The 21,943-nt window shown below is 69.3% G+C and carries 19 protein-coding genes; 6 read left to right on the top strand and 13 right to left on the bottom strand.

Features of this window, described 5'->3' with window-relative positions; genetic code table 11:
- Window positions 1–2 precede the first annotated feature (2 nt).
- From P73_RS22415 to P73_RS22450, 8 genes are read right to left on the bottom strand one after another with little or no spacing between them, the layout of a single operon-like run.
- Window positions 3–1,427: a 3-hydroxyacyl-CoA dehydrogenase NAD-binding domain-containing protein gene (locus P73_RS22415; protein WP_043872145.1), complete on the bottom strand. Its 1,425-nt coding sequence runs from the start codon at window positions 1,425–1,427 to the stop codon at window positions 3–5.
- Window positions 1,424–2,437: an NADPH:quinone oxidoreductase family protein gene (locus tag P73_RS22420; RefSeq protein WP_043872146.1), complete on the bottom strand. Its 1,014-nt coding sequence runs from the start codon at window positions 2,435–2,437 to the stop codon at window positions 1,424–1,426. The genes P73_RS22415 and P73_RS22420 overlap by 4 nt, the downstream gene beginning before the upstream one ends.
- A complete protein-coding gene (locus P73_RS25255) occupies window positions 2,434–3,948 on the bottom strand; it encodes a 3-hydroxyacyl-CoA dehydrogenase family protein (protein ID WP_074743320.1) in 1,515 nt (504 codons plus the stop codon). The genes P73_RS22420 and P73_RS25255 overlap by 4 nt, the downstream gene beginning before the upstream one ends.
- Window positions 3,945–5,111, bottom strand: coding sequence for an acyl-CoA dehydrogenase family protein (locus tag P73_RS22430; protein ID WP_043872147.1), 1,167 nt, complete (start codon window positions 5,109–5,111; stop codon window positions 3,945–3,947). Before P73_RS22430 ends, P73_RS25255 begins: the two co-directional genes overlap by 4 nt.
- The gene (locus tag P73_RS22435; protein ID WP_043872148.1) at window positions 5,111–5,818 is read right to left on the bottom strand and encodes an SDR family NAD(P)-dependent oxidoreductase; all 708 of its coding nucleotides are present in this window, start codon (window positions 5,816–5,818) and stop codon (window positions 5,111–5,113) included. The genes P73_RS22430 and P73_RS22435 overlap by 1 nt, the downstream gene beginning before the upstream one ends.
- A complete protein-coding gene (locus tag P73_RS22440; RefSeq protein WP_043872149.1) occupies window positions 5,811–6,581 on the bottom strand; it encodes an enoyl-CoA hydratase/isomerase family protein in 771 nt (256 codons plus the stop codon). The genes P73_RS22435 and P73_RS22440 overlap by 8 nt, the downstream gene beginning before the upstream one ends.
- 4 nt (window positions 6,582–6,585) lie before the next feature.
- Entirely contained in the window at window positions 6,586–8,208 is a 1,623-nt protein-coding gene (locus P73_RS22445) for a class I adenylate-forming enzyme family protein (protein ID WP_043872150.1), read from the bottom strand.
- Between the two features lie 16 nt (window positions 8,209–8,224).
- Window positions 8,225–9,004 carry an enoyl-CoA hydratase-related protein gene (locus P73_RS22450; RefSeq protein ID WP_043872151.1) on the bottom strand — a complete coding sequence of 260 codons (780 nt, stop codon included), beginning with the start codon at window positions 9,002–9,004 and terminating at the stop codon, window positions 8,225–8,227.
- A 189-nt stretch (window positions 9,005–9,193) separates the two neighbouring features.
- Between P73_RS22450 and P73_RS22455 the strand changes: the two genes are divergently transcribed.
- A complete protein-coding gene (locus tag P73_RS22455) occupies window positions 9,194–10,246 on the top strand; it encodes an alcohol dehydrogenase (protein WP_043872152.1) in 1,053 nt (350 codons plus the stop codon).
- A gap of 36 nt (window positions 10,247–10,282) precedes the next feature.
- Entirely contained in the window at window positions 10,283–11,428 is a 1,146-nt protein-coding gene (locus P73_RS22460; protein ID WP_052453638.1) for a C4-dicarboxylate TRAP transporter substrate-binding protein, read from the top strand.
- Between the two features lie 80 nt (window positions 11,429–11,508).
- Here the strand turns inward: P73_RS22460 and P73_RS22465 are convergent, their stop codons facing one another.
- The 3 genes from P73_RS22465 to P73_RS22475 are packed head-to-tail and all read right to left on the bottom strand — an operon-like array spanning window position 11,509 to window position 13,294.
- Window positions 11,509–12,327: an FAD binding domain-containing protein gene (locus tag P73_RS22465; protein ID WP_338032927.1), complete on the bottom strand. Its 819-nt coding sequence runs from the start codon at window positions 12,325–12,327 to the stop codon at window positions 11,509–11,511.
- Between the two features lie 12 nt (window positions 12,328–12,339).
- A complete protein-coding gene (locus P73_RS22470) occupies window positions 12,340–12,819 on the bottom strand; it encodes a (2Fe-2S)-binding protein (protein WP_043872153.1) in 480 nt (159 codons plus the stop codon).
- A 34-nt stretch (window positions 12,820–12,853) separates the two neighbouring features.
- Window positions 12,854–13,294 (bottom strand): SRPBCC family protein, encoded by a 441-nt coding sequence (locus P73_RS22475; protein ID WP_043872154.1) that lies wholly within the window; start codon window positions 13,292–13,294, stop codon window positions 12,854–12,856.
- A gap of 302 nt (window positions 13,295–13,596) precedes the next feature.
- On the opposite strand from P73_RS22475, the gene P73_RS22480 reads away from it, so the two are divergent.
- Both P73_RS22480 and P73_RS22485 read left to right on the top strand, forming a co-directional pair.
- Window positions 13,597–15,723 (top strand): acetate--CoA ligase family protein, encoded by a 2,127-nt coding sequence (locus P73_RS22480; protein ID WP_043872155.1) that lies wholly within the window; start codon window positions 13,597–13,599, stop codon window positions 15,721–15,723.
- An 84-nt stretch (window positions 15,724–15,807) separates the two neighbouring features.
- Window positions 15,808–16,719 carry a DMT family transporter gene (locus tag P73_RS22485; RefSeq protein ID WP_052453639.1) on the top strand — a complete coding sequence of 304 codons (912 nt, stop codon included), beginning with the start codon at window positions 15,808–15,810 and terminating at the stop codon, window positions 16,717–16,719.
- A gap of 15 nt (window positions 16,720–16,734) precedes the next feature.
- Here P73_RS22485 and P73_RS22490 read toward each other — a convergent pair whose 3' ends face one another.
- Window positions 16,735–17,634 (bottom strand): NAD(P)-dependent oxidoreductase, encoded by a 900-nt coding sequence (locus P73_RS22490; RefSeq protein ID WP_043872156.1) that lies wholly within the window; start codon window positions 17,632–17,634, stop codon window positions 16,735–16,737.
- Between the two features lie 77 nt (window positions 17,635–17,711).
- On the bottom strand, window positions 17,712–18,944 hold the full coding sequence (locus P73_RS22495; RefSeq protein WP_074743322.1) for an acyl-CoA dehydrogenase family protein: 1,233 nt from the start codon (window positions 18,942–18,944) through the stop codon (window positions 17,712–17,714).
- Window positions 18,945–19,465: 521 nt separating this feature from the next.
- Here P73_RS22495 and P73_RS22500 point away from each other — a divergent pair.
- Both P73_RS22500 and P73_RS22505 read left to right on the top strand, forming a co-directional pair.
- Complete coding sequence (locus P73_RS22500) at window positions 19,466–20,512, top strand: AbrB family transcriptional regulator (RefSeq protein ID WP_052453640.1); 1,047 nt, start codon at window positions 19,466–19,468, stop codon at window positions 20,510–20,512.
- A 68-nt stretch (window positions 20,513–20,580) separates the two neighbouring features.
- Window positions 20,581–21,936, top strand: coding sequence for an MmgE/PrpD family protein (locus tag P73_RS22505; RefSeq protein ID WP_052453641.1), 1,356 nt, complete (start codon window positions 20,581–20,583; stop codon window positions 21,934–21,936).
- Window positions 21,937–21,943: the final 7 nt, after the last annotated feature.

A 21,943-nucleotide genomic window follows, 5' to 3' on the forward strand; every position in this document is an offset into this window, starting at 1 on the left:
TGTCACGCCGCATCCTCGGCGGCGATGCGCAAGGCGAGCGAGGCGCGGTAGCGCGGATCGCCGGTCAGCGCGTGGATATGGTCGAGCGTCGCGACGACCCGGCCGAGGCCGATCTCGCGCGCCCAGCCGATCGGCCCGCGGGGGTAGTTCACGCCATGGCGCATCGCGGCGTCCACCGCGCCGGCATCGGCCACGCCCTGCATGACCGCCTCGAAACCTTCGTTGGCGAGCATCGCGACGGTGCGCAGCACCACGAGCCCCGGCCAGTCCGGCAGATGCGTCGCCGCGATCCCCTGTGCCGCCAGCGTGGCGACGAAGCGCGCGATCGCCGCCTCGGGCACGTCGGGCGAGGCGGCAAAGCCCAGGCGCGTCGTCTCGCCGGGCACGATGAGATCGTGGACGATCGCTGGCGCGCCTTCGGCCGTCGCCACCGCACGGGCGCGCCGCCCGTCGGAGGGCAGGATCCTCACCCCGTCGATCTCGCCGGGCTCCCCGAGGGCAAAGCCCTCCGCCCCGGTCCCTTCCGCCGTCTCGGTCCGCGGCGCGGGCGCCTCCGCCCCGGTGCCGTAGTCGTAGAACCCGCGCCCGCTCTTGCGTCCGAGCCGCCCGGCGTTCACCAGTTCGAGCTGGATCTGCGAGGGCCGGAACCGAGGCTCCTGGTAATAGGCGTCGAAGACCGACTGGCTCACCGCGTAATTCACGTCATGCCCGATCAGGTCCATCAGCGTGAACGGCCCCATGCGGAACCCGCCGCCTTCGGTGAGCAGCGCGTCGAGCGTCGCCGGATCGGCCACCTGCTCCTCGAGGAGCCGCAGCGCCTCGGCATAATAGGGCCGGGCCACGCGGTTGACGATGAAACCCGGCGTCGATTTCGCATGCACCGCGACCTTGCCCCAGGCCTCGGCCGTGTCGAACACCCTCTGCGCCACGCCGGGCGCGGTCGCGACGCCGGAGATCACCTCCACGAGCTTCATGATCGGGGCGGGATTGAAGAAATGCATGCCCACGACCCGCTCCGGATGCTCGAGATCGCGCGCGATCGAGGTGACGGAGATCGAGGAGGTGTTGCTTGCGAGGATCGCCTCCGGCCCCACGATCCCCTCGAGCTCGGCGAAGACCGCCCGCTTGACCTCGAGCTTCTCGACGATGGCCTCGACGACGAGCGCGACGCCGCGGAAATCGGACAGGTCGGCCGCGACCCGGATCCGTCCCACCAGCGCCTCCACGGCCTCCGCCGTCATCTTCCCGCGGGAGACGAGCTTTTCCAGCCCTTCTGCCACGCGCGCCCTGCCGGTGTCCGCCGCGCCCCCGACCGCATCGTAGAGCAGCACCTCATGGCCCGCCGCCGCCGCGAGCTGCGCGATCCCCGCGCCCATCGTCCCGGCGCCGATCACGCCGATCTGTCCTGTGGTGTCTATCCCGCTCATGCCCCTGCGTCCCCTGCCTTCCCGGTTGTCAGAATGATCTTGCCCCGCGCCGATCCGGTGGACAGCGCGCGGAGCGCCTCGGTGATCCGGTCGAGCGGCAGCGTCGCGCTGATCCTCGGCGCGAGCCGGCCCTCGCTCCAGAGCGCGAAGATATGCGCCTGCGCGTCCCGCACCCGCTCCGGCTGGCGCGCGCGGTAATCCGTCCATTGCAGGCCCGAGACCGAGATGTTTTTCACCAGCAGGTAATTGCCCGCAAAGCTCGGGATCTCGCCGGAGGCGAAGCCAACCACCACGAGCCGCCCGCACCAGGCCATCGTGCGCAGCGCCGCCGCGGACAGCGCGCCGCCCACCGGGTCGATGACCACATCCGCGCCTTGCCCCTCCGTGGCCGCCATCACCGCCGCGCGTAGCCCGTCGCGCAGGTTCTCCATGCCGGAATCCACCGTGGCATCCGCCCCGAGGGCGCGGGCGAAGTCCGCCCCCTCCGCCCCGCGCGTCGCCGCGATCACCTGTCCCGCGCCGAGCGCCTTCGCGAGCTGGACCGCGGCCATGCCGATCCCGCCCGTCGCGCCAAGCACCAGCACGCGCTCGCCCGGCGCGATCCGGGCGCGGTCCGTGAGCGCGAAATAGGCGGTCTGGTATACGAGCCCGAAGGCGGCCGCGACCGTGCAGGGCATCTCCTCCGGCATCGGAAAACAGAATTCCGCCGGGGCCACGAGCTTTTCGGCATGGCTGCCGTACTGCGGCAGGACGAGCACCTTCTGCCCTTCGCGCGGCGCCGTGACCCCGGCGCCGACCCGGCTCACCCGCCCCGCCCCGGCAAGGCCGGGCGAAAAGGGAAAGGGCGGCTTCTTCTGGTACCTGCCCTCGATATAGAGGATGTCGGGATAGTTCGCCTCGCTCGCCTCGATGTCGACGACGACCTCGCCGGGACCGGGCGCCGGATCGGGCAACGTGCCGGTCCGCGCCTCCTCGAAGGGCGTGAAGGACTGGACGACGACCCCCTTCATTCGCTTTTCGCCCTTATTTTTTGTATTGTTGGTGCTCTTTGTGGAGCGAAAGCGGTTTGTCCTGTGATTTTGAAGATGTTGTTGGAGATTTCGCAATGGCGCGCGAGGCCGCCGCGTGTGACGCGTTCGATGGGGCCGTCGGGGTATCCGAGGCCCATGCGGCAGGTCCTGTCGATTTCTTCGGCGGCGGCGAGGCCGTCGTCGAGGAAGCGCAGGGCGTCGTTGTATTTGGGGCGCACGAGGCGGTCGACGATGCGGCCGGGGCGGTCGGCGCAGGTGACGACGTCGAAGCCTGCGCAGTCGAACACGGCGCGGGCGGCGGCGAGGGCGGCGGGGTCGGTGGCGGGCTGTCGCACCAGTTCGATGAGGTTGGAGGGCGGGTCGTCGCCGTTGCGGTAGCGGGCGAAGCCGACGGCGTTGGAGCCCTCGCGGCCCATGTCCTCGCCGGTGTGCAGGCCGAGGCATTCGGTGTCGAGCTCGACGAGCACGGCGGTCTTCGCGGGGTCGGGGGCGAAGCCGCTGCCGAGGTGGATCGTGACCTCCGCCGCGTCGCCGTCGCGGGCGCCGGCGAGGAAGGGATCGCCGGCGGGGAAGGAGCGGCTTTCGCCGGCGGAGCGCAGGCTGTAGGCGGGGGCCTCGACGGCCTTTTCGGGCAGGCGGCCGGTGAGCAGCCCGCCGCCCGACTTGGTGCCGAGCCGCCCGGCGGCGACCATCCGGCGGCAGAGCGGCGGCACCGCGGCGCGCGGGTCGAGCGTGATCGGGTAGAAGGCCTCGCCGAGCCGCAGCTGGGTGTCGAGCCCGATCAGGTCGAGCAGCGTGCAGGGCCCCATCCTGTAGCCGAGCGCGGAGCGGATCGCGAGGTCGATCTCCTCGGCGGAGGCGAGCCCGGCCTCGATCGCGCGGATCACGTCGTTGTTGAACGGCACCAGCAGCGCGTTGAGGATGAAGCCGGGCTTGTCCTGGGTCTCCACCGGGCTCTGCCCGCAGGCCTCCGTCCAGGCCCAGGCGGCCCTGAAGGTCTCGTCCGAGGTGTTGAGGCCGCGCGACATCTCGATCAGCTTCATCACCTGCGCCGGCAGGCAGAAGTGCATCCCCACGACGCGGTCGGCCCGGCCCGAGCCGGCGGCGATCTCGGTGATCGACAGGGTCGAGGTGTTGGAGGCGAAGATCGTGCCCTCCTTGCAGATCCGGTCCAGCTTGCCGAACAGATCCTTCTTGATGTCGAGATCCTCGAAGATCGCCTCGATCACCAGGTCGCACTCCGCCAGATCGGCCAGATCGGTCGTGTCGCTCATCCGGGCGAGCGTGGCCTCCCTGTCCCCGGCGCTCATCCGGCCCTTCTCGACCGAGGTGCCGAAGAACGTCCCGGCCGCCCTGCGCTGGCGCGCCAGCGCCTCGGCGGACATGTCGAAGCAGACGGTCTCGAACCCGCCGCGGGCCGCGACGATGGCGATGCCCGCGCCCATGGTGCCACCCGCACCGCAGATGGCGACTTTCCTGATATCGGTCATTTCCTGATAAAACTCCGTCCGATGAGCTGGCGGTGGACCTGGTTGGTCCCCTCCCAGATCTGGGTGATCTTCGCGTCGCGCATCAGCCGCTCCGCCCGGTAGTCCCGGCAATAGCCGTAGCCGCCGTGGACCTGCACGCATTCCGTGGCCATCCGCATCGCCAGGTCCGAGGCGCGCATCTTCGCCACCGAGGCCTCCATGCCGAACTCCTCCGCCCCGCCGTCGACCAGGCCGGCGACATGGTCGAGCCAGCTCTCCACCAGCACGAGCTCGCTGGCCAGGTCCGCCAGCATGAACTGGTTGCCCTGGAAGTCGAGCACCCGCCTGCCGCCCTGGACCCGGTCGCTGCCATAGGCGACCATGTCGCGGAACGCCGCCCGCGCGATGCCGAGCGCATGCGCCGCCACCGAGGGCCGCGAGCGGTTGAGCGAGCCCAGCAGGATCTTCAGCCCCTCGCCCGGCTCCCCGACCAGGTTGGCGCGCGGCACGCGGACGGTGTCGAAGGACAGCGCGCAGGTCGAGGAGCCGTGGTGGCCCATCTTCTTCTCTTTCGAGATCACGCTGAACCCCTCGGCCCCCTTCTCGAGGACCAGCACGGAGATCGCCTTCTTCGGCTCCGCGATCCCGGCCCATTTGCCGAACAGCAGGATCCGGTCGGCCACGTCGCCATTGGTGATGAAGATCTTGCTGCCCTTCACCACGATCTCCTCGCCCTCCGGCGTGAAGGAGGTCTTCATCCCGGTCGCGTCCGAGCCGGCGGTGGGCTCGGTGATCGCCAGCGCGCCCAGCCCGCCCTCGGCGATGGCCGGCAGCAGGCGCGCCTTCTGCTCGGCGCTGCCGTATTCGATCAGCGGCTTCATCCCGTGGTAATTCGTGGCATAGATGATCCCGGTCGAGGCGCAGGCCTCCGAGAGGATCGCCACGATCTCCAGGTAGAGCCGGTAGGACATCGGCATGCCGCCATATTCCTCCGGCACGAAGACCGCGTTCAGCCCGAGCGCGTTGATCGCCTCGACATTCTCCCAGGGGAATTCGCCGGTCGCGTCCACCCGCTCCGCATTCGGCGCGATCACCTCGTCGCTCATGCGCTGCACCTGCTCGAGGATCGCGCGCTCCTCGTCGTTCCAGCCGCGGCCTTGCAGCATCCGCTCATGCATGTTCATCAGTGGTTCATCCCCTGTGCCCCGTCGATGTAGATCGTCTCCCCGGTCAGAAAGCCGATGTCCTCCCCGAACAGCGCCGCGACCAGCCGCGCCACGTCCTCGGGCCGGCCCGGCGCCCCCGTCGGGATCCGGCTGCGCATCCAGGCGCGCACCTTCTCGCGCGCGAGGTAGTCGCGGTTCAGGTCGGTCTCGATATAGCCCGGCGCCACCGTCAGCGCCCGGATCCCGTCGCGCGCCCATTCCACCGCCATGCAGCGCGTCATCGCCGCCACCGCCGCCTTGGAGGCGCAATAGGCCAGGTTGTCGGGCACGCCCAGCTTGTCGAAGAACGAGCCGATGTTGACGATCGTGCCGCCGCCTCCCGCGCGCAGGTGCGGATAGGCCTCCCGCGCCGCCACCATCACCGCCGTCGCGTTCAGCGCCATCGTCTCCTCGAAGCTCTCCACGCTCAGCGCCGCGATCGGCCCGCCGATATGCACCCCCGCATTGTTCACCAGACCCGCCACCGGGCCCTCCGCCGCGATCGCCGCAAAGGCCGCGGCGACCGCCGCCTCCTCGGTCATGTCGCAGGCGATCTGCCGCCCCGCCGGCCCCCGGCCCGAGCGCGACAGGCAGACCACCGGATGGCCCCGCCCCTCGAGCTCCGCGGCAATCGCCGCCCCGATCCCCTTCGACGCCCCCGTGACCACGATCTGTCCCTCAGCCATCCCTGAACTCCGGTTTGCGTTTCTCCTCGAAGGCGGCCATGCCCTCCTCCGCATCCGCCGTGCGATAGGCCAGCGTCGAGAGATCCGCCTCGGTCTCCAGCCCCGCCTGAAGCGCCGTGTCCCCGGCCCGCTGCACCGCCCGCCGCGCCAGCTCCAGCACCGGCAGGCTGTAGCGCGTGAACCGCCCGGCGAACGCCCGCCCCGCCTCCAGCAGGTCGCCCTCCGCCACCGCGTTCACCAGCCCGATCCGCTCGGCCTCCGCCGCCGGCACGGTGCGCCCGGTCAGGATCAGCTCCAGCGCCCGCGCCTCCCCCACCAGCCGCGGCAGCCGCTGCGTGCCGCCATAGCCGGGGATCAGCCCCAGCTTGATCTCCGGCAGGCCGAACGCCGCCTGCGGCGCGGCCAGCCGGAAGGTGCAGGCCATCGCCAGCTCCGCCCCGCCGCCGAAGGCATAGCCGTTCACCAGCGCCACGGAGGCCACCGGCAGCCGGTCCAGCTTCGCGAAGACCGCCTGCCCCAGCTCCGCCCCGTGCTTCTGCTCGGCCAGCGACCGGTGGCGCAGCTCCTTGATGTCGGCGCCGGCGCAGAACGCCTTCTCCCCCGCCCCGGTCACCAGCAGCGCCCGCACCCCCGCCATCGCCGCCACCGCGTCCAGCGCCGCGCCGATCTCGTCCAGCACCGCGAAGGACAGCGCGTTCAGCGCCTCCGGACGGTTCAGCCGCAGCACGGCAAGCCCGCCCTCCCGCTCGAGGTCTACTGCCATCCGTTCACACCCCCTGTTTCCGCGCCCCGTAGCGCACCGGCTCCGGCGACAGCGCGCCCCGCGCCACCATCTGCGCCAGCTCGCGCTTGAGGATCTTCCCGCTCGCCGTCAGCGGCAGGTCCTCCACCGCCGCGAACCATTCCGGCATGTCGAATTTCGACAGCCCCTCCCGCGCCAGATGCGCCAGCATCTCCGCCGCGCCCACATCGCCGATCACCGCAAGGCACACCTTCTCCCCCAGGCGCGCGTCCGGAACCCCGAACGCCGCCGCCTTCTCCACCCGCGGATGGCTCAGCGCCAGCGCCTCGATCCGCGACGGGAAGATGTTGTGACCGCCCCGGATGATCAGGTCCTTGATCCGCCCCTCGATCCGCAGGTTGCCCTGCCCGTCGAACGAGCCCAGGTCGCCCGACAGCAGGTAGCCGTGCCGGTTCATCGTCCGCTCCGTCGCCGCCTGGTTGGCAAAATATCCCAGCATCATCGCCGCGCCGCGCCCGCCGATCTCCCCCGACTGGCCGGGCGCAAGCTCCCGGTCCGGATCCTCCGGGTCCCAGATCCGCACCTCATAGGCCGGACCGCCCCGCCCGCAGGTCCGGATCCACACCTCCGGCGGATCCCCCGGATGGGTGTATTGATGCGACGAGCATTCCGTCATCCCGTAGATGTTCTGCGGCGCGATCCCCTGGTCTACGAAGGCCTTCGCCACCACCTCGGGGATCGGCGCCCCCGCCATGTAGAAGGTCTGCACCTGCCCCAGACGCTCCAGACCCCGCCGCTTCTGCTCGGCCAGGATGTCCATCGCATGCGTCGGCACCCCCAGAACATAGGTCGCCCCCGTCTCCGTGATCCAGTCCAGCCGGCTCATCCCCTCCGGCGGGTCGTCCATCACCAGCGTCCCGCCGCACACCAGCCATTGCCCCAGCGCCACCCAGGCGATGTGATGCGAGAACGGGCTCAGCGTCAGGATCACCGACTGATCCGACAGCGCCCAGTCCCGCGCCAGGTCCCGCGCATTCGCCAGAAGCGTGTTGCTCGAATGCATCACGCATTTCGGCCGCCCCGTCGTCCCCGAGGTGAAGGCCAGGTAGACCACGCTGTCCGGGTTGCCATGCGCCACCCGGTTCACCTGCGTGATATGGCCCGGAAACCGCTCCGGCGTATAGACCTTCCCCAGGCTCGGCACCTCCGACAGCATCGCCTCGAAGTCCCGCTCCGCCCGGTCCGCGCCCCAGCCCGGCTCCGTCACCAGCGCCCGCGCCCCCAGCTCGTTCAGAAGCTCCACGATCTCGGCGCAGGTGTAGCTGCGGTGCAGCGACGGGTTGCAGGCGATCCCCTCCCGCGCGCAGGCCAGGAAGGTGATCACCACCTCCACACGGTTCGACATCCACACCGACAGACGGTCCCCCGCCACCAGGCCCTCCTCCACAAGGTTGTCGGCCATCGCGTCGACCCGCGCCTTCAGTCCCTGCCAGTCCAGGAACACCCGCCCGTCGCGCAGCGCCATCGCCTCCGGCCGCGCCTGCGCATGCCGCGCCAGAAGCCCGTAGAAGGTCTCCCCCCGCCACAGCCCGGCCTCGTAATAGCCCCGCGCCGTGCCCGGATCGTGAAGTGTCAGGAACGGTTTCATCCTCTGCCTCCCCTGCTCACTGGCCGAATTTCGACGGGTCCGGACGCCGCCGCCCGCTGAAGCTCTCGCTGAGCTCCCCGTGCTCCGCAGAGCGCAGGTATTGCGTCAGAAGAAGGTCGTGCGTCACCCGCGACAGGCCCCCCACACCGCCGTGGCGCGCGTTGAACGCCCCCTTGATCGCCGCCAGCGCAAAGGACCCCCGGTCCGCGATCTCCAGCGCGAACTCCCGCGTCTTCTCCGCAAGCTGGTCGTCCGGAACCACCCGGTTGATCATCCCGATCTCCAGCGCCTCCGCCGCCGTCATCTTGCGGTTGCAATACCAGATCTCCTTGGCCCGCTTCTTGCCCACGAGATCCTCCAGATACCACGTCCCGTAGCCCGCATCGAACGACCCCATCATCGGACCCACCTGCCGGAACACCGCGCTCTCCTTCGCGATCGTCACGTCGCAGACCACCTGCAACACGTTGCCGCCCCCCACCGCGAACCCGTTCACCGAGGCGATCACCGGCTTCTGGAGCTTGTCGATCGCCTCGTACATCTCCAGAACCGGCAGCGTCCCCGCATACAGCGTCGTCTGCTCCATCCCGTCCTTCTGGCCCCCGATGCAGAAGAACCGCTCCCCCGCCCCCGTCAGAACCACCACACGCGTCCGCGTCTCCCGACGGATCCCCTCGATACAGTCCCGGATCTCGTGACACATCCGCGCCGTGAACATGTTCCCGTGGTCCGGACGGTTCAGCGTGATCACCCCCACAGGGCCCTCCTCGAAATACTCGATCTCTTCAAAACCCATCCCGAATTCCCTCCTTAAACGCGTGGTGCCCCGCCGCCGGGGGCTCTTGCCCGACCCTTACGCAAGGGGCGTGCCAGAACCGGGGAAGGCGGGAGATTTCCGGGCGTGGCCGCGCCGCCGGTCGCGGCGCGCGTGGCACCGGATTTGCGCCGTTCGGGGGGCGATCCCACTGTCCGGACTGGAGACGAGATGTATTGTGAATGCATGCACGAATTCGCCGCGCCCCTGGTGCACGAGGAGCGGGAAGAGGCCGCGCCGACAGGCAGCGAGGTGCTGTTGCGCATCACCGCCGCGGGGCTGTGCCACAGCGATCTGCACATCCACAGCGGGGAGTACGATCTCGGCCATGGCCGGCGGCTGGACTTCGCCAGCCGGGGGCTCGAGCTGCCGGTGATCCTCGGCCACGAGATCGCCGGGGAGATCGCGGCCTGCGGCCCGGAGGCGACGGGGCTCGACCCCGCGCGCACCTATGTCGTCTATCCCTGGCAGGGCTGCGGCGGCTGCCGTGTCTGCCTCGAGGGGCGGGAGAATTTCTGCCCCACCCCGCGCAACCTCGGCTTCCACACGGATGGCGGGTTCGCGAGCACGCTGCGCGTCGCGCATCCGCGCTACCTGTTTGACATCGGCGATCTCGATCCGGCGCGGGCGGCGCCGCTGGCCTGTTCCGGCCTCACCTCCTTTTCCGCGCTCAAGAAGGTGGAGGAGACCATCGCGGAGGTGCCGCTCGTCCTCATCGGCGCCGGCGGGCTCGGGCTCATGTGCATCGGGCTGACGCTGGCGCTCGGGGGGCTGCCGCCGGTGGTGGTGGAGATCGACCCGGCCAAGCGCGAGGCGGCGCTCAGGGCCGGCGCGGGACATGTGGTCGACGGCACCGCGCCCGACGCGCTGGCGCAGGTCCGGGAGGCCGTCGGGGCGGTGGTGCCCGCGGTGATCGACTTCGTCGCCGCGCCCGCGACGGCGGGCCTGGCCTTCGACCTGCTGGGCAAGGGCGGCAGGATGGTCCTCGTCGGGCTGTTCGGCGGTGCCTCCGACTGGCCGCTGCCGCTCATCCCGCTCAAGGCGGTGAGCATCCTCGGCTCGGTCGTCGGCAGCCTGCCGGAATTCCGCGAGCTGGTCGACCTCGCCCGCGCGGGAAAGGTGCCGCCGGTGCAGACCACGCTCTATCCGCTCGCGGAGGCGAATGCGGCGATGCGGGCGCTCGGGGAGGGGCGCGTCGTCGGGAGGGCCGTGCTCGTGCCCTGAACCCGGAGAGATCATGCAACGAGGGAGGAGACCCACATGAAGACCACCATCAGACACCTGTTCGCGGCAGGCTGCGCCGCGGCGCTCGTCGGCGCGGGACCCGTGGCCGCGGCGGAACAGCTGACCTTCGCCGTCGGCTTTCCCTCGGGCAGCACCGTGGTGCAGAGCCTCGAGACATTCGTCGAGAAGGCGAAGGAGTACGGCGGGCCGGAGATCAAGCTCTTTCCGCTCTCGCTGCTCGACCTGAAACAGACGGGACCGGGGCTGCGGGACCATATCGTCGACATGGGCTATGTGATCATGCCCTACCATCCGGCGGAATATGCCAACAGCAATCTCGGCGCGGATCTCAACATGCTGGCCACGGTGGGCGAGCGGATCGAGGCGCCGGGCTTCGCGATGACCGGGGCGCTGACCGAATACATCATGCTCGACTGCCCCGAATGCGTCGCGGAATTCGCGCGCCAGCAACAGATCTACCTGGGCGGCATCTCGACCCATGACTACGCGCTCCTGTGCACCACGCCGATCCGGGAGGTCGCGGATCTCCAGGGCAAGAAGATGCGTGTCGCCGCGGACAACTGGGGCCGGTGGGCCGAGGCGATGGGAGCGACGCGGGTCAGCATCTCCGCCAACGAGACCTATGAGGCGCTGAGCCAGGGCGTCGTGGACTGTACCGTGGTGCATGCGGCGGACCTTCTGGACCTGCAACTCATGGACGTGACGAAATACATCACCCTCGGCGTTCCCGGCGGCCTGTTCGCGGGCGTGGGCGCTGCGAATATCAACATCGACACCTGGCGCGGGTTGTCCGCGGAGGCGCGGGCCGCGCTTCTGAAGGCGGCGGCCTACAACAGTGCGGATCTGTCCAACAACTACTATCTCCGCCCGATGGAGGCGCTCGAGCAGGCGCGCGCGAACGGGATCGAGATCATCGAGGCCGGACCGGAGCTCACCGAGGCGACCGAGGCCTTCGTGGCCGAGGACACGGCGGTGATCGCGGAGCTCTTCACCGACAATTACGGGGTGGAGAACGCCGGGGAAAAGGTCGCGACGATCCGCGCGCTGGTGGAGAAGTGGAAGGGCCTGACGAGGGATGTGCGCGATGTCGAGACGCTCGCGCAGATCTACGAGGAGGAGATCTTCTCGAAGATCGACCCCGCCACCTACGGGATGGAATGAACCGCGGCCCTGGCCGGGGCATCCCGGTCGGGGTCCGTTATTGCAGGACCGGGCGGGGTGCCGTGCCGGTCCGGCCGCGGTCACCGCACATAGGCGGTTCCGGGGCTGCGCAGCGCGTGGCGGGTCATCACCGCGACAAGATGCGCCCGGTATTCGGCGGAACCGTTCAGGTCGGCGATCATGCCGCCCGCGTCGGGTTCCATCCCCTCGACGGCCTCCGGCGTGAAATCGGCGGCCAGCGCCGCCTCGGCCTCGGTCCAGCGGAAGACGCCGTCATTGCCCGCGCCGGTGACGCCGACGCGCACCCCGGTCCCGCGACGGCTCACGAAACTGCCCGCGACGGGATAGCGCGAGGCCTGGCTGCACAGTTTGGCATAGCCCGCGAAGTCCGGCAGCGGGAAGGAGAAACGCAGGATGATCTCCCCCTCCTCGAGGGCGGTGCCGAACAGCCCGTCGAAGAAGTCGTCGGCCGGGATGCTGCGCCGGTCGGTCACCACATCGGCACCGAGCGACAGCACGGCCGCGGGATAGTCCGCCGAAGGATCGTTGTTGGCGACGGAGCCGCCCATCGTGCCGACATGGCGGACCTGCGGGTCCGCGATGCTGCCGGCGAGCGCGGCGAGGGCGGGAATGGCTTCCTTCACCGCCTCCGATGTCGAGGTCTCGAAATGCGTCGTCGCCGCGCCGATCTCGAGCCGGTCGCCGGTGCGCCGGATGCCGTTCAGCTCGGGAATGGCACGCAGGTCGATCAGGACATCGGGCGCGGCGAGGCGGTTCTTCATCGTCGGAATGAGCGTGTGCCCGCCGGAGACGAAGCTCGGGTTGTCGAACTCCCCGAACAGCCCGGCGGCCTCCGCGAGCGTCTTCGGCCGGCGATAGGCAAATTCGTACATATACATCCCGCGGCCCTCCTATGTCCGCTTCGCGCGGTGTTTTCCCGCCGCGTCGAGCACCGCCTTCACGATATTGGTATAGCCGGTGCAGCGGCAGATATTGCCCTCGAGCTGTTCGCGCACGGTGTGCTCGTCGAGCTCGCCGTCGTAGCGGCGGATGAGGTCGGTGCCCGCCATCACCATGCCGGGCGTGCAGAAGCCGCATTGCAGGCCGTGGTGCTGCTTGAACGCCTGTTGCAGGTCGGAGAGTTCCCCGCCCTGCGCCAGCCCCTCGATCGTGGTGACCTGCGCGCCGTCCACGGCGGCGGCGAGGATGGTGCAGGATTTCACCGCCCGCCCGTCGAGATGGACGGTGCAGGCGCCGCATTGCGTGGTGTCGCAGCCGACATGGGTGCCGGTCAGCCCGGCATGGTCGCGCAGGAAATGCACGAGCAGCGTCCGGTCCTCGACATCATGGGTCTGGAGCTCGCCGTTTACAGTGATGCTGATTTCCGTCATGCACTCTCCTTTCCTGCCGGGCGCCGGGGCTGTCTTACCCCGAGGCCTTTTCCGCGAAACAGCCGAAGAATTCGCCGGCCAGCTTGTCCGAGGTCGACTTGATCAGGCGCGAGCCGAGCTGCGCGAGCTTGCCGCCGACCTTCGCATTTACCTCATAGCGCAAAATCGTGTCGTCTCCGTCCTCCGTCAGGTGGACATCGGCGCCGCCGGTGGCGAAGCCCGCGACGCCGCCCTTGCCCTCGCCGGTGATGGTGTAGCTCTCCGGCGGGTTGAGGTTGCTCAGGGTGACCGCCCCCTTGAAGGTCGCGCCGACCGGGCCGATCTTGAGCTTGACCGTGGCGGCGAAACCCTCCTCCGCGCTGCCCTCGAGTTCCTGGCAGCCGGGGATGCAGTCGCGCAGGACCTCCGGATCGTTCAGCATTGCCCAGACCTTCTCCCGTGGCGCGGGAATTCGATATTCACCCTGAAGATCCATTCTGTTCTCCCTCAATCTTTCAACTCGGTGCGACATGCGCAAGCCGGCCCATGCCCGTCACGCCGCGGTGCCGCAAACCCCGTGCCACCCGTGCCACCCGGCGGCCCGGTCCGGTGCGCGCGGATGCAGAGCCCCTGTGACGAAATCCGGCACGGGCGGCGCGGATGGCACGGCGATTGCGGCTTGCCGCGCTGCAAGATGACTGCTTCGGCGCGACCCCCGCGGGCCGGCGGCCCCAGGCCCCCCGGAGTGCCGTATCGACCCGGCCGCCGGCTGATTGTACGAAACCAGAAAGACGAGACATGAACACAATGGACAGCCAGACCTTCGCATATGACGATATCGTCGTTCCCCCGCTCGACAAGATCTTTCGCGCGGAAAGCGTGGCGATCGTCGGGGCGTCTCCCAAGCCCGGCGCGCGCAACCGCATCGTCAAGGTGCTGATCAAGCACGGGTTCGAGGGCCGGATCTATCCCGTCTCCCCCAGCGCGGACGAGGTCGAGGGGCACAAGGCGTACAAGACCCTCGCGGATCTGCCCGAGGTGCCGGACGTGGCGCTGATCATCACGCCCGCGGCGACCGTGCCGGGCCTGATCGAGGAATGCGGCGAAAAGGGAATCACCTGCGCCATCGTCTACAGCGCCGGCTTCGAGGAGATCGAGAGCGGCAAGGACCTCGCGCGGCAGCTCAAGGAGGCGGCGCGAAAACACAATGTCCACGTCCTCGGACCGAACGGCCAGGGCGTCTGGTCGATCCGGGCCAGGACGATGCTCACCTTCGGCGCTGCGGCCATCGGCCTCGACAGCCTGCGCCATTCCCCGATCGCCATCGTCAGCCAGTCCGGCGCGCTCGCCGGCGCGATCGGCAACTACCTCCAGCGCAACGGCCTCGGCTGCTCCTATATCGTCAGCGTCGGCAACGAGACCTGCATGGACGCGCTCGACGCGCTGTCCTGGGTGATCGAACAGGACGACGTGCGGGTGGTCGCGCTCTATCTCGAGGGGCTCGACAATGCCGCCCGCCTCATCCCCATCGCCGCCCGCGCGCGTGCCCGCGGGGTGCAGATCGTCACGCTGAAGGCCGGCCGCTCCGCCTTCGGCCAGGAGGCCACCGCCTCCCACACCGGCAAGATCGCCTCGCCCTACGGCATCTACAAGGACGTGCTCGACCAGGCCGGGATCATCATGGTCGAAAGCCTGGGCGAGGCCATGGCGGCGGTGGAGGTGCTGTCCTTCATGCCCGATCCGCGCGTCTCCGGCGATCCGCTGGGCGGCATTTCGGTGATGAGCTCCTCGGGCGGCGCCGGTGCGCTCCTTGCCGATCACAGCGACGAGCGGGGCCTGCCGATGGCGACCTTCAGCGACGCCGCCGCCGGGAAGCTCGAGGAGATCCTGCCCGAATTCGCGCGAAAGGCGAACCCGGTCGATCTCACCGGCCAGATCCGCTCCTTCCCCAACCTCTTCCGCGACACGCTCGCCGTGCTCAACGACGATCCGCGCACCGAGGCCATCGTGGTGCAATTCGCCTCGAGCGGCTTGCGCGACCTGATCGACAACGGCGAGGATTTCAAGACCGCGGCCAGGACCAGCGGCCTGCCGATCATCATCACCTTCGCGCAGGAAAAGGTGGACCTGTCGGTGAAGGAGGAGTTCATGCAGGCGGGGATCCTGCTGTCGGACGATCCGGCGAACACGATGCGTGCGCTGAAATGGCTCTATGACCGCACCCGCTTCAAATCCATCGAGATCGCCGCGCGCGACAGGACCGCCGCCACGCTGACCCCGCCGGAAAGCTGGCAGGAGATGATGGACTTCCTCGAAGGTGCCTCGGTCACCCCGGCGAAATGGCGCATCCTCGGCCCCGAGGACAAGGCCGCCGATGTCTGCAAGGATCTCGCCTGGCCGCTGGTGGTGAAGGTGCTGCCCGACGCCGCCGGGCACAAGACAGAGCTTGGCCTCGTGAAGCTCAAGGTGCAGACGCCCGAGGACGTGGACGCCCATGCCGCCGAATTCCGCAGGATCCTCGACAAGCCCGACATGGGTGTTCTCGTGCAGGAAATGGTGACCGACGGCGTCGAGGTGGTGCTCTCCTGCCTCGGCAACACCGATTTCGGCCCGGTGCTGTCGATCGGCTCCGGCGGCGTGGCGATCGAGCTCTATCGCGACGTGACCTATCTGGCCCTGCCGGTCACGCCGAAACAGGTCGAGGACGGGCTGAAGAAGCTGAAGCTCTGGACCCTGCTGCAAGGTTTCCGCGGGGCGCCCAGGGCCGATATCGACGCGCTGGTGAAGGCGGCCGTCGGCTTTGGCGACATGATCCTGCGCACGCCCGCGCTGGCCGAGGCGGAGGTGAATCCCGTTCTCGTGCGCCCCGAGGGCAAGGGGCTCGTCGCCGTTGACTTCCTCGGCACCACGCGCGAAGAGGCGTGACAGATCTGACTGCCCGGAGGCCATCGTGCCTCCGGGCGGCTGTTTCGGACGGACCTCCCGGCCGTCCCCTCGGAAGGATGCGTCATGACCGCCCTGCCTGCCGCCCCGGTCGGACGGCCCCTGATCGGCATCGCCATCGTCGCCTTCGCGGTGATGAACTTCGCACTCGGCGACACGCTCACCAAGGCGCTCACCGAACGGTTTCCGGTGCCCGCGATCATCGCGGCGCGCTTCTGGATCAACTTCGTGCTGCTGGTGATCTTTCTCGGCCCGCGCCACGGCGCGCGGCTGTGGCGCACCACCCGCACCTGGCTCGTCGTCCTGCGCGGGTTGATCCTCGCGATGGGATCGCTCTCGATGGGCTTCGCGCTGCGGCTCATCCCGGTGGGGGAGGCCACCTCCCTCGTCTATCTCGCGCCGATCGTCGTCATCCTCCTGTCCACCCCGATCCTCGGCGAACGTCCCACCCGCGTGAGCGTCGCCGGCGCGGCGGTCGGGTTCTGCGGCGTCCTGCTGATCGCGCGGCCCGGCTCGGGCCTCAATCCCGAGGGCGTCCTGTGGGCGCTGACCGGGGTCGTGGTCACCGCCTTCTACCACCTGACGACGCGGCTGCTCGCCCGCACCGAAACCGCCGTCTCGATGCAGTTCTACAGTGCCCTCGTCGGCGCGCTGGTCTTCACGCCGCTCTCGCTCGCCGGACCGGCGGTGCCGATGCCCGACGGGCTCGACCTCGCCCGGCTGATGGGGGTGGGGGTCGCGATGACGGCGGGCCATTACCTCTTTACCCTGGCCTATCGGGAGGCGCCCGCCACGCTGATCGCGCCCTTCACCTACCTCCAGCTTCTCTGGGCGGTGATGCTGGGCTGGCTGGTCTTCGGCCACGTGCCCGACTGGATCAGCACCGCGGGCATCGCGCTCATCGCGGGATCGGGGGCGGCCATCGCGGCCACCGGCCACATGATGTCCCGCCGCGTGCCCCCGCCGCCGGCGGGATAGGCCGCGCGGCGCCGGTCACTCCGCGGGCGTCTGCGGCACGACCTGCGTGCCGGACATCCGGTCCACGATCCGCGCGACCTCGTTCACCTGTGCATCGCGGCCGATCTCGTTGATGCACATCGTATAGAATTCGCGCACGAGGTTGCCGAAGATCATTGTCACGTCGGAGGCGATGCCGAGCTCGGTCGCGAGCTTCACATCCTTGTGCGCGAGGCCCAGCGTGAAGCCGGAGGCGAGATTGCCGGTCAGCACGCGCGGCGCCATCGTGTGTTCGAGGAAGAAATTGCGCGCCGACCCTTTCGAGAGGATCTCCACCGCCTTCTCCGGCGCGAGGCCGTTCTTCGCGGCCAGCGCGACCACCTCGAAGGTCATGAGCCGCTGCGCGGAAAACAGCAGGTTGTTGGCGAGCTTCGCCACATAGCCCGTGCCGAAGGCGCCGGCATGGATGACGTTCGGGCTGATCGTGGACAGGATCGGCTCCACCCGGTCGAACTGCGCCGCCGTGCCGCCGACGAGCATCGCGATCGTCCCCGCATTCGCCCCTTCCGGTCCGCCGGAAACCGGGGCGTCCACCATCTCCACCCCGCCCTGCGACAGCCGGCCGGCAAGGCTGCGCGACAGGACCGGATCGCCGGAGGTCTGGTCGATCACCAGCGTGCCCGCGCGCATCTCCGCCGCGATGCCCTCCTCGCCGAAGAGCAGCGCCTCGACATGCTGCGAGGTCGGCAGGCACAGGAGGATGACGTCGCACTCTCGGGCGAGCGTGGCGGCGTCCGGCGCGATCTCCGTCCCGCGCTCTGCCATCTCGGCGCAGGCCGCCGGGCTGCGGTCATGGACCAGCAGCGGATATTTCAGCGACAGCCGCCGCGCCAGCGGTCCGCCCATGTTGCCAAGCCCGATATATCCGATACGCATCGCGATCCCCCTGCCCTGTCTGTCTTCATGTCGTGCCGGCGGCGAAGGTGCCGCCGCCGGACCGCCGCGACGCAGGCCTATTCCGCGCCCTGCAATTCGCGCGCGACATCGCTCATCCGCGGATTGCGCAGGTCGCTCGTGCCGTGGTGGCGGTCGGCGAGCTTGTAGCCGAGCGCATCCTCCGCGATCACGATCTTCTGGACGTTCGCCGTGCCTTCGCCGGTGTAGAACATGTCCGAATAGGCCTTCAGGTAGGAAATCTTGTATTCCGTCGAAAGCCCGTAGCCGCCGAAGATCTGCTGCGCCTTGTCCGCGACGCTCTTGGCGGTGAGCGAGGCGTGGTATTTCGCGATGGAGGCGATCCGGTTCGACGGCAGGTTCGCATCGAGGCATTGCGCGGCGTGATAGACCAGCGTCCGGCTGGCCTCGATCTGGGCCGCCATGTCGGCGATGTCGGACTGGATCATCTGGAACTTGCCGATCGGGCTGCCCTTGATCACCCGCTCGTTGGCATATTTCACCGCCTCGTCAAAGGCCGCGCGGGCGATGCCCAGGGCCTTCGCCGCGACCGTCACCCGCCCCGGCTGGAGCGCGCGCATCGCGATCTTGAACCCGTCGCCTTCCTTGCCGATCAGGTTTTCCGCGGGCACCACGAAATCGTCCAGGAACAGCGCGTTGGTGCGGAAGGCCTTCGACAGGCCCAGCATCGGCACGGGCTGGGCCGTCCAGCCCGGATATTTCTTCGGCTCGACGATGAAGGCGGAGACACCCTTCGCCCCCGCGTCGGGATCGGTCTTGCACACCAGCACGCCCACGTCGGTCTCATTGGCGAGCGAGGCCCACATCTTCGACCCGTTGATCCGATAGACGTCGCCGTCCCGCCTTGCCACGGTCTTCATCGCGCCCAGCGGGTCCGAACCGCCGCCCGGTTCGGACAGGGACATCATGCCGATGGTCCGCCCGGCCAGAAGGTTCGGCACGTATTTCATGACCTGTTGCGGCGTGCCGCCGTAATAGATGAAATTCGGGCAGGTCGAGCTTTGCTGGTTGAGGCAGGCGGCAAAGCGGATGTCGTTGCGCGCCACTTCCTCCTGGATGACCACCGCAGCGAGATAGCCGAGGTCGGTGCCGCCCACGGATTCGGGAAAGACCGCGCCGAAGAACCCGGCATCGCCCGCCTCGATGACCAGATCGCGGGGCGCCTCGCCGCGCTCCTCATAGCCGTCCATCACCGGGTTGACCCGTGTTTCCATGAACCTGATGACGCTTTCGCGGATTGCCGGAATCTCCTCCGGGAAAAATTCGTCCATTCTTGCACTCCTTGTCCTGGCTCCGCGCCCGGCGGGCGCAGGTTGCGAATTGATGATCGGCCGGTCGGCGGAACCGCCGCCGCTGCGGCGCGGTCCCGTGGTGCAGCGGCGCGATTTTCCTTGCCGGACCTCTCTCCTCCCGGCCCCGTCTGCCGACCCCTGCATGTTCCGGAGGCGCGCGGCGGCGGCCCCCGCGCCGGGACCGACACCGAGACCGCCGCGATCCGGAACGCTTGGAAAGTCGCAATCGCCATGCCATAGAGGGCGCACACCGGTGCCGGCAGTCCCGAGGGCGCCCGCTGCGCGCGGCGCTGCCGGCTGGCATGGCGATTGCGGGAAAATCCGGCACATGCGCCACATGCGCGTGCCCTCAGTCGCCCGCTCAGCGGATGGACCGATCGTTCGCCGGCAGGGACACCCGTCCCGCCGGGGCGCCGCTCCCCCCGCGTCTCCGATGCCATCGGAACCGGTCCCATTCCGCCCGTGCCGCGCCGGCGCGGGTCCCCGTAGTCAAGGTTTCGATGCCGCAAACTGTCCGATCTCTGAAGACCGCCTTCGTCTATCTCCTCGCCGCCGCCGGCGGATATCTCTTTTTCAGGCTCGGCCTGCCGCTTCCCTGGATGATCGGCCCGCTCGTCGCCACCGCCGCGCTCACCTTCTCGGGGCTGATGGACGTGCGGATCCCGGTCCAGACCCGCCCCTTCGGACAGGGCATCGTCGCCTCCCAGGTGGGGCTGTCCTTCTCCCCCGCCGTCTTCGCCTCCCTGCTGCAAATGGCGCCGCTGCTGATCGGCATGGCGCTGGTGATCATCCTGGTCGGTTTCGCCATCGCTCTCCTGCTGTCCCGCATGGCCCGGATCCGCCTGTCTTCGGCCCTGATCGCGACGCTGCCGACGAGCCCGGTCGAAGCGGCCGTGATCGCGGAGCGCTACGATTTCCCGCCCGCGCCGATCATCCTGTCGCAGACCATGCGGATCTCCACCGTGGTCGTGCTGATCCCGATGGCGATCTTCTTCATCGACGGGGAACTCGGCCGCTCCGCCCGGCCGATGAACACCGTCTTCGACGTTCACAGCCTCCTGGTGCTTCTCGTCCTCTGCGTGGCCGGCATGTTCGTGTTCCGCAAGCTGAAGATCTCCAACCCCTTCTTCCTCGGCCCGCTCGCCCTGAGCTCGGCGGTGACCGCGGCGGGGATCGAGCTGGCGCCCTATCCCTCCGTCGTCCTCTGGGGCGCGCAGGTGGTCCTCGGCACCTGGCTCGGGTCCAACTTCCGCCGGGCGCTGTTCACCTCCGCCGGGCGGCTGGTCTTTGCCTCGGTGGTCTCGACACTGCTGTTCATCGTCGTCGCCGCCCTGATCGCGGCGGGGATCGCCTGGCTGCTGGACATGCCCTGGGAGCTGCTGGTGCTCGCCTCGACCCCCGGCGGGGTGACGGAAATGGCGCTGACCGCGAAATTCCTCGAAATGGACGTCGCGCTGATCACCGCCTTCCACATCACGCGGATCTTCATCGTCGTGCCGAGCATCCCCTTCCTCATCGACTGGCTCTATCTCCGCGAAGGCCGCTGAGGGTCCGCCGGGCTCCGGCACGGGGTTTGCGCTGATCCTCCCCAGATCTGCTGTCCGGGGGAGAACACATGGACGCCACCACCATCCGCCTTGCCGAAACTGTCGCGCGCCTGACGCCGGATGTCCTCACGGAGGACACCGTCACCCAGGCAAAGCGCCGGATCGTGGATGCCATCGCCTGCGCCATGGGCGCCTTCGACGAACCGTTCTGCGCCCGGATGCGGGAGATCGCCGGACGCTGCGGCGGGGGCGACACCGCCCGGATCTGGGGCACGGAGCTGCGCAGCTCGGTCGAGATGGCGGGCTTCTGCAACGGCGCGACGCTGCGCTATCTCGATCTCAACGACACGTTCCTCGGCGCCTCCGCGGGCCATCCGAGCGACATGATCCCGGCCCTCATCGCGCTGGCCGAGGCGGAGGACACCCCCGGCGGAACGCTCATCGCGGCCATCGTGGCGGCCTACGAGCTTTATTGCGGCCTGTGCGACGCCACGGCGCTCGGTCCGAAGGGGCTCGACCAGTCCACCGCGGCCGCGCTCGGGGCGGCGGGCGGGGCGAGCCGTCTCCTTGGCCTGGACGTCGCGGCCACCGGCAATGCCATCGCCCTCGCGGTCGGGGCCAATCTCAACCTCTACAACGTGCGCTGCGGCACGCTGTCGGACTGGAAGGCCTGCGCCGGCCCGAACGCGGCGCGCAACGGCGTCTTCGCCGCGCTGCTCGCGCGCGAGGGGATCACCGGGCCGACCGCGGTCTTCGAGGGCAAGGGCGGGCTCGGCACCGTGCTCGGCCCTTTCGGGCTCCGCGAGACCGCGCCGGACAGGCCGCGGCTGCTCGAGACCCGGCTGAAGGCCTATCCCGTCTGCTATCACGGCCAGTCCGCCGTCGATGCCGCGCTGGACCTTGCCGGCCGGATCGGCACGGCCGCGATCGCGCGGGTGCGGATCGACACCTATGAGGCGGCGGTGCGGATGATGGGGGCGGATCCGACCCGCTGGGCCCCCGAGACGCGCGAGACCGCCGATCACAGCCTGCCCTTCACCGTGGGGGTCGCGCTGACGACCGGACGGCTGACGTCCGGCGACTATGCCGCCGGCCGCCTCGCCGACCCGGAGCTGCGCCGCTTCATGCAGAGGATCGAGGTGCGCGAGGACCCGGAGATGACGCGGGCCTACCCGTCGCGCAACCGGACCCGGATCACCGTCACGACCGCCGGAGGGGAGGAGTTCACCGCCAGCCGCGACCATCCGAAGGGCCATCCCGACAACCCGCTGTCGCAGGCCGAGCTTGCCGGGAAGCTCGAAAGCCTCTGGCCGGTGGACCGCCTGCCGGCGGCGCAGGTGCATCAGGTGCTCGCGGCGGTCGAGGGACTGGCGCATGCGCCCTCGGTCGCGCCGCTCGTGGACGCGCTCTGCCCGCCCCGCTGAACGCCGG

It is taken from the genome of Celeribacter indicus (genome assembly GCF_000819565.1).
Taxonomy (GTDB): domain Bacteria; phylum Pseudomonadota; class Alphaproteobacteria; order Rhodobacterales; family Rhodobacteraceae; genus Celeribacter; species Celeribacter indicus.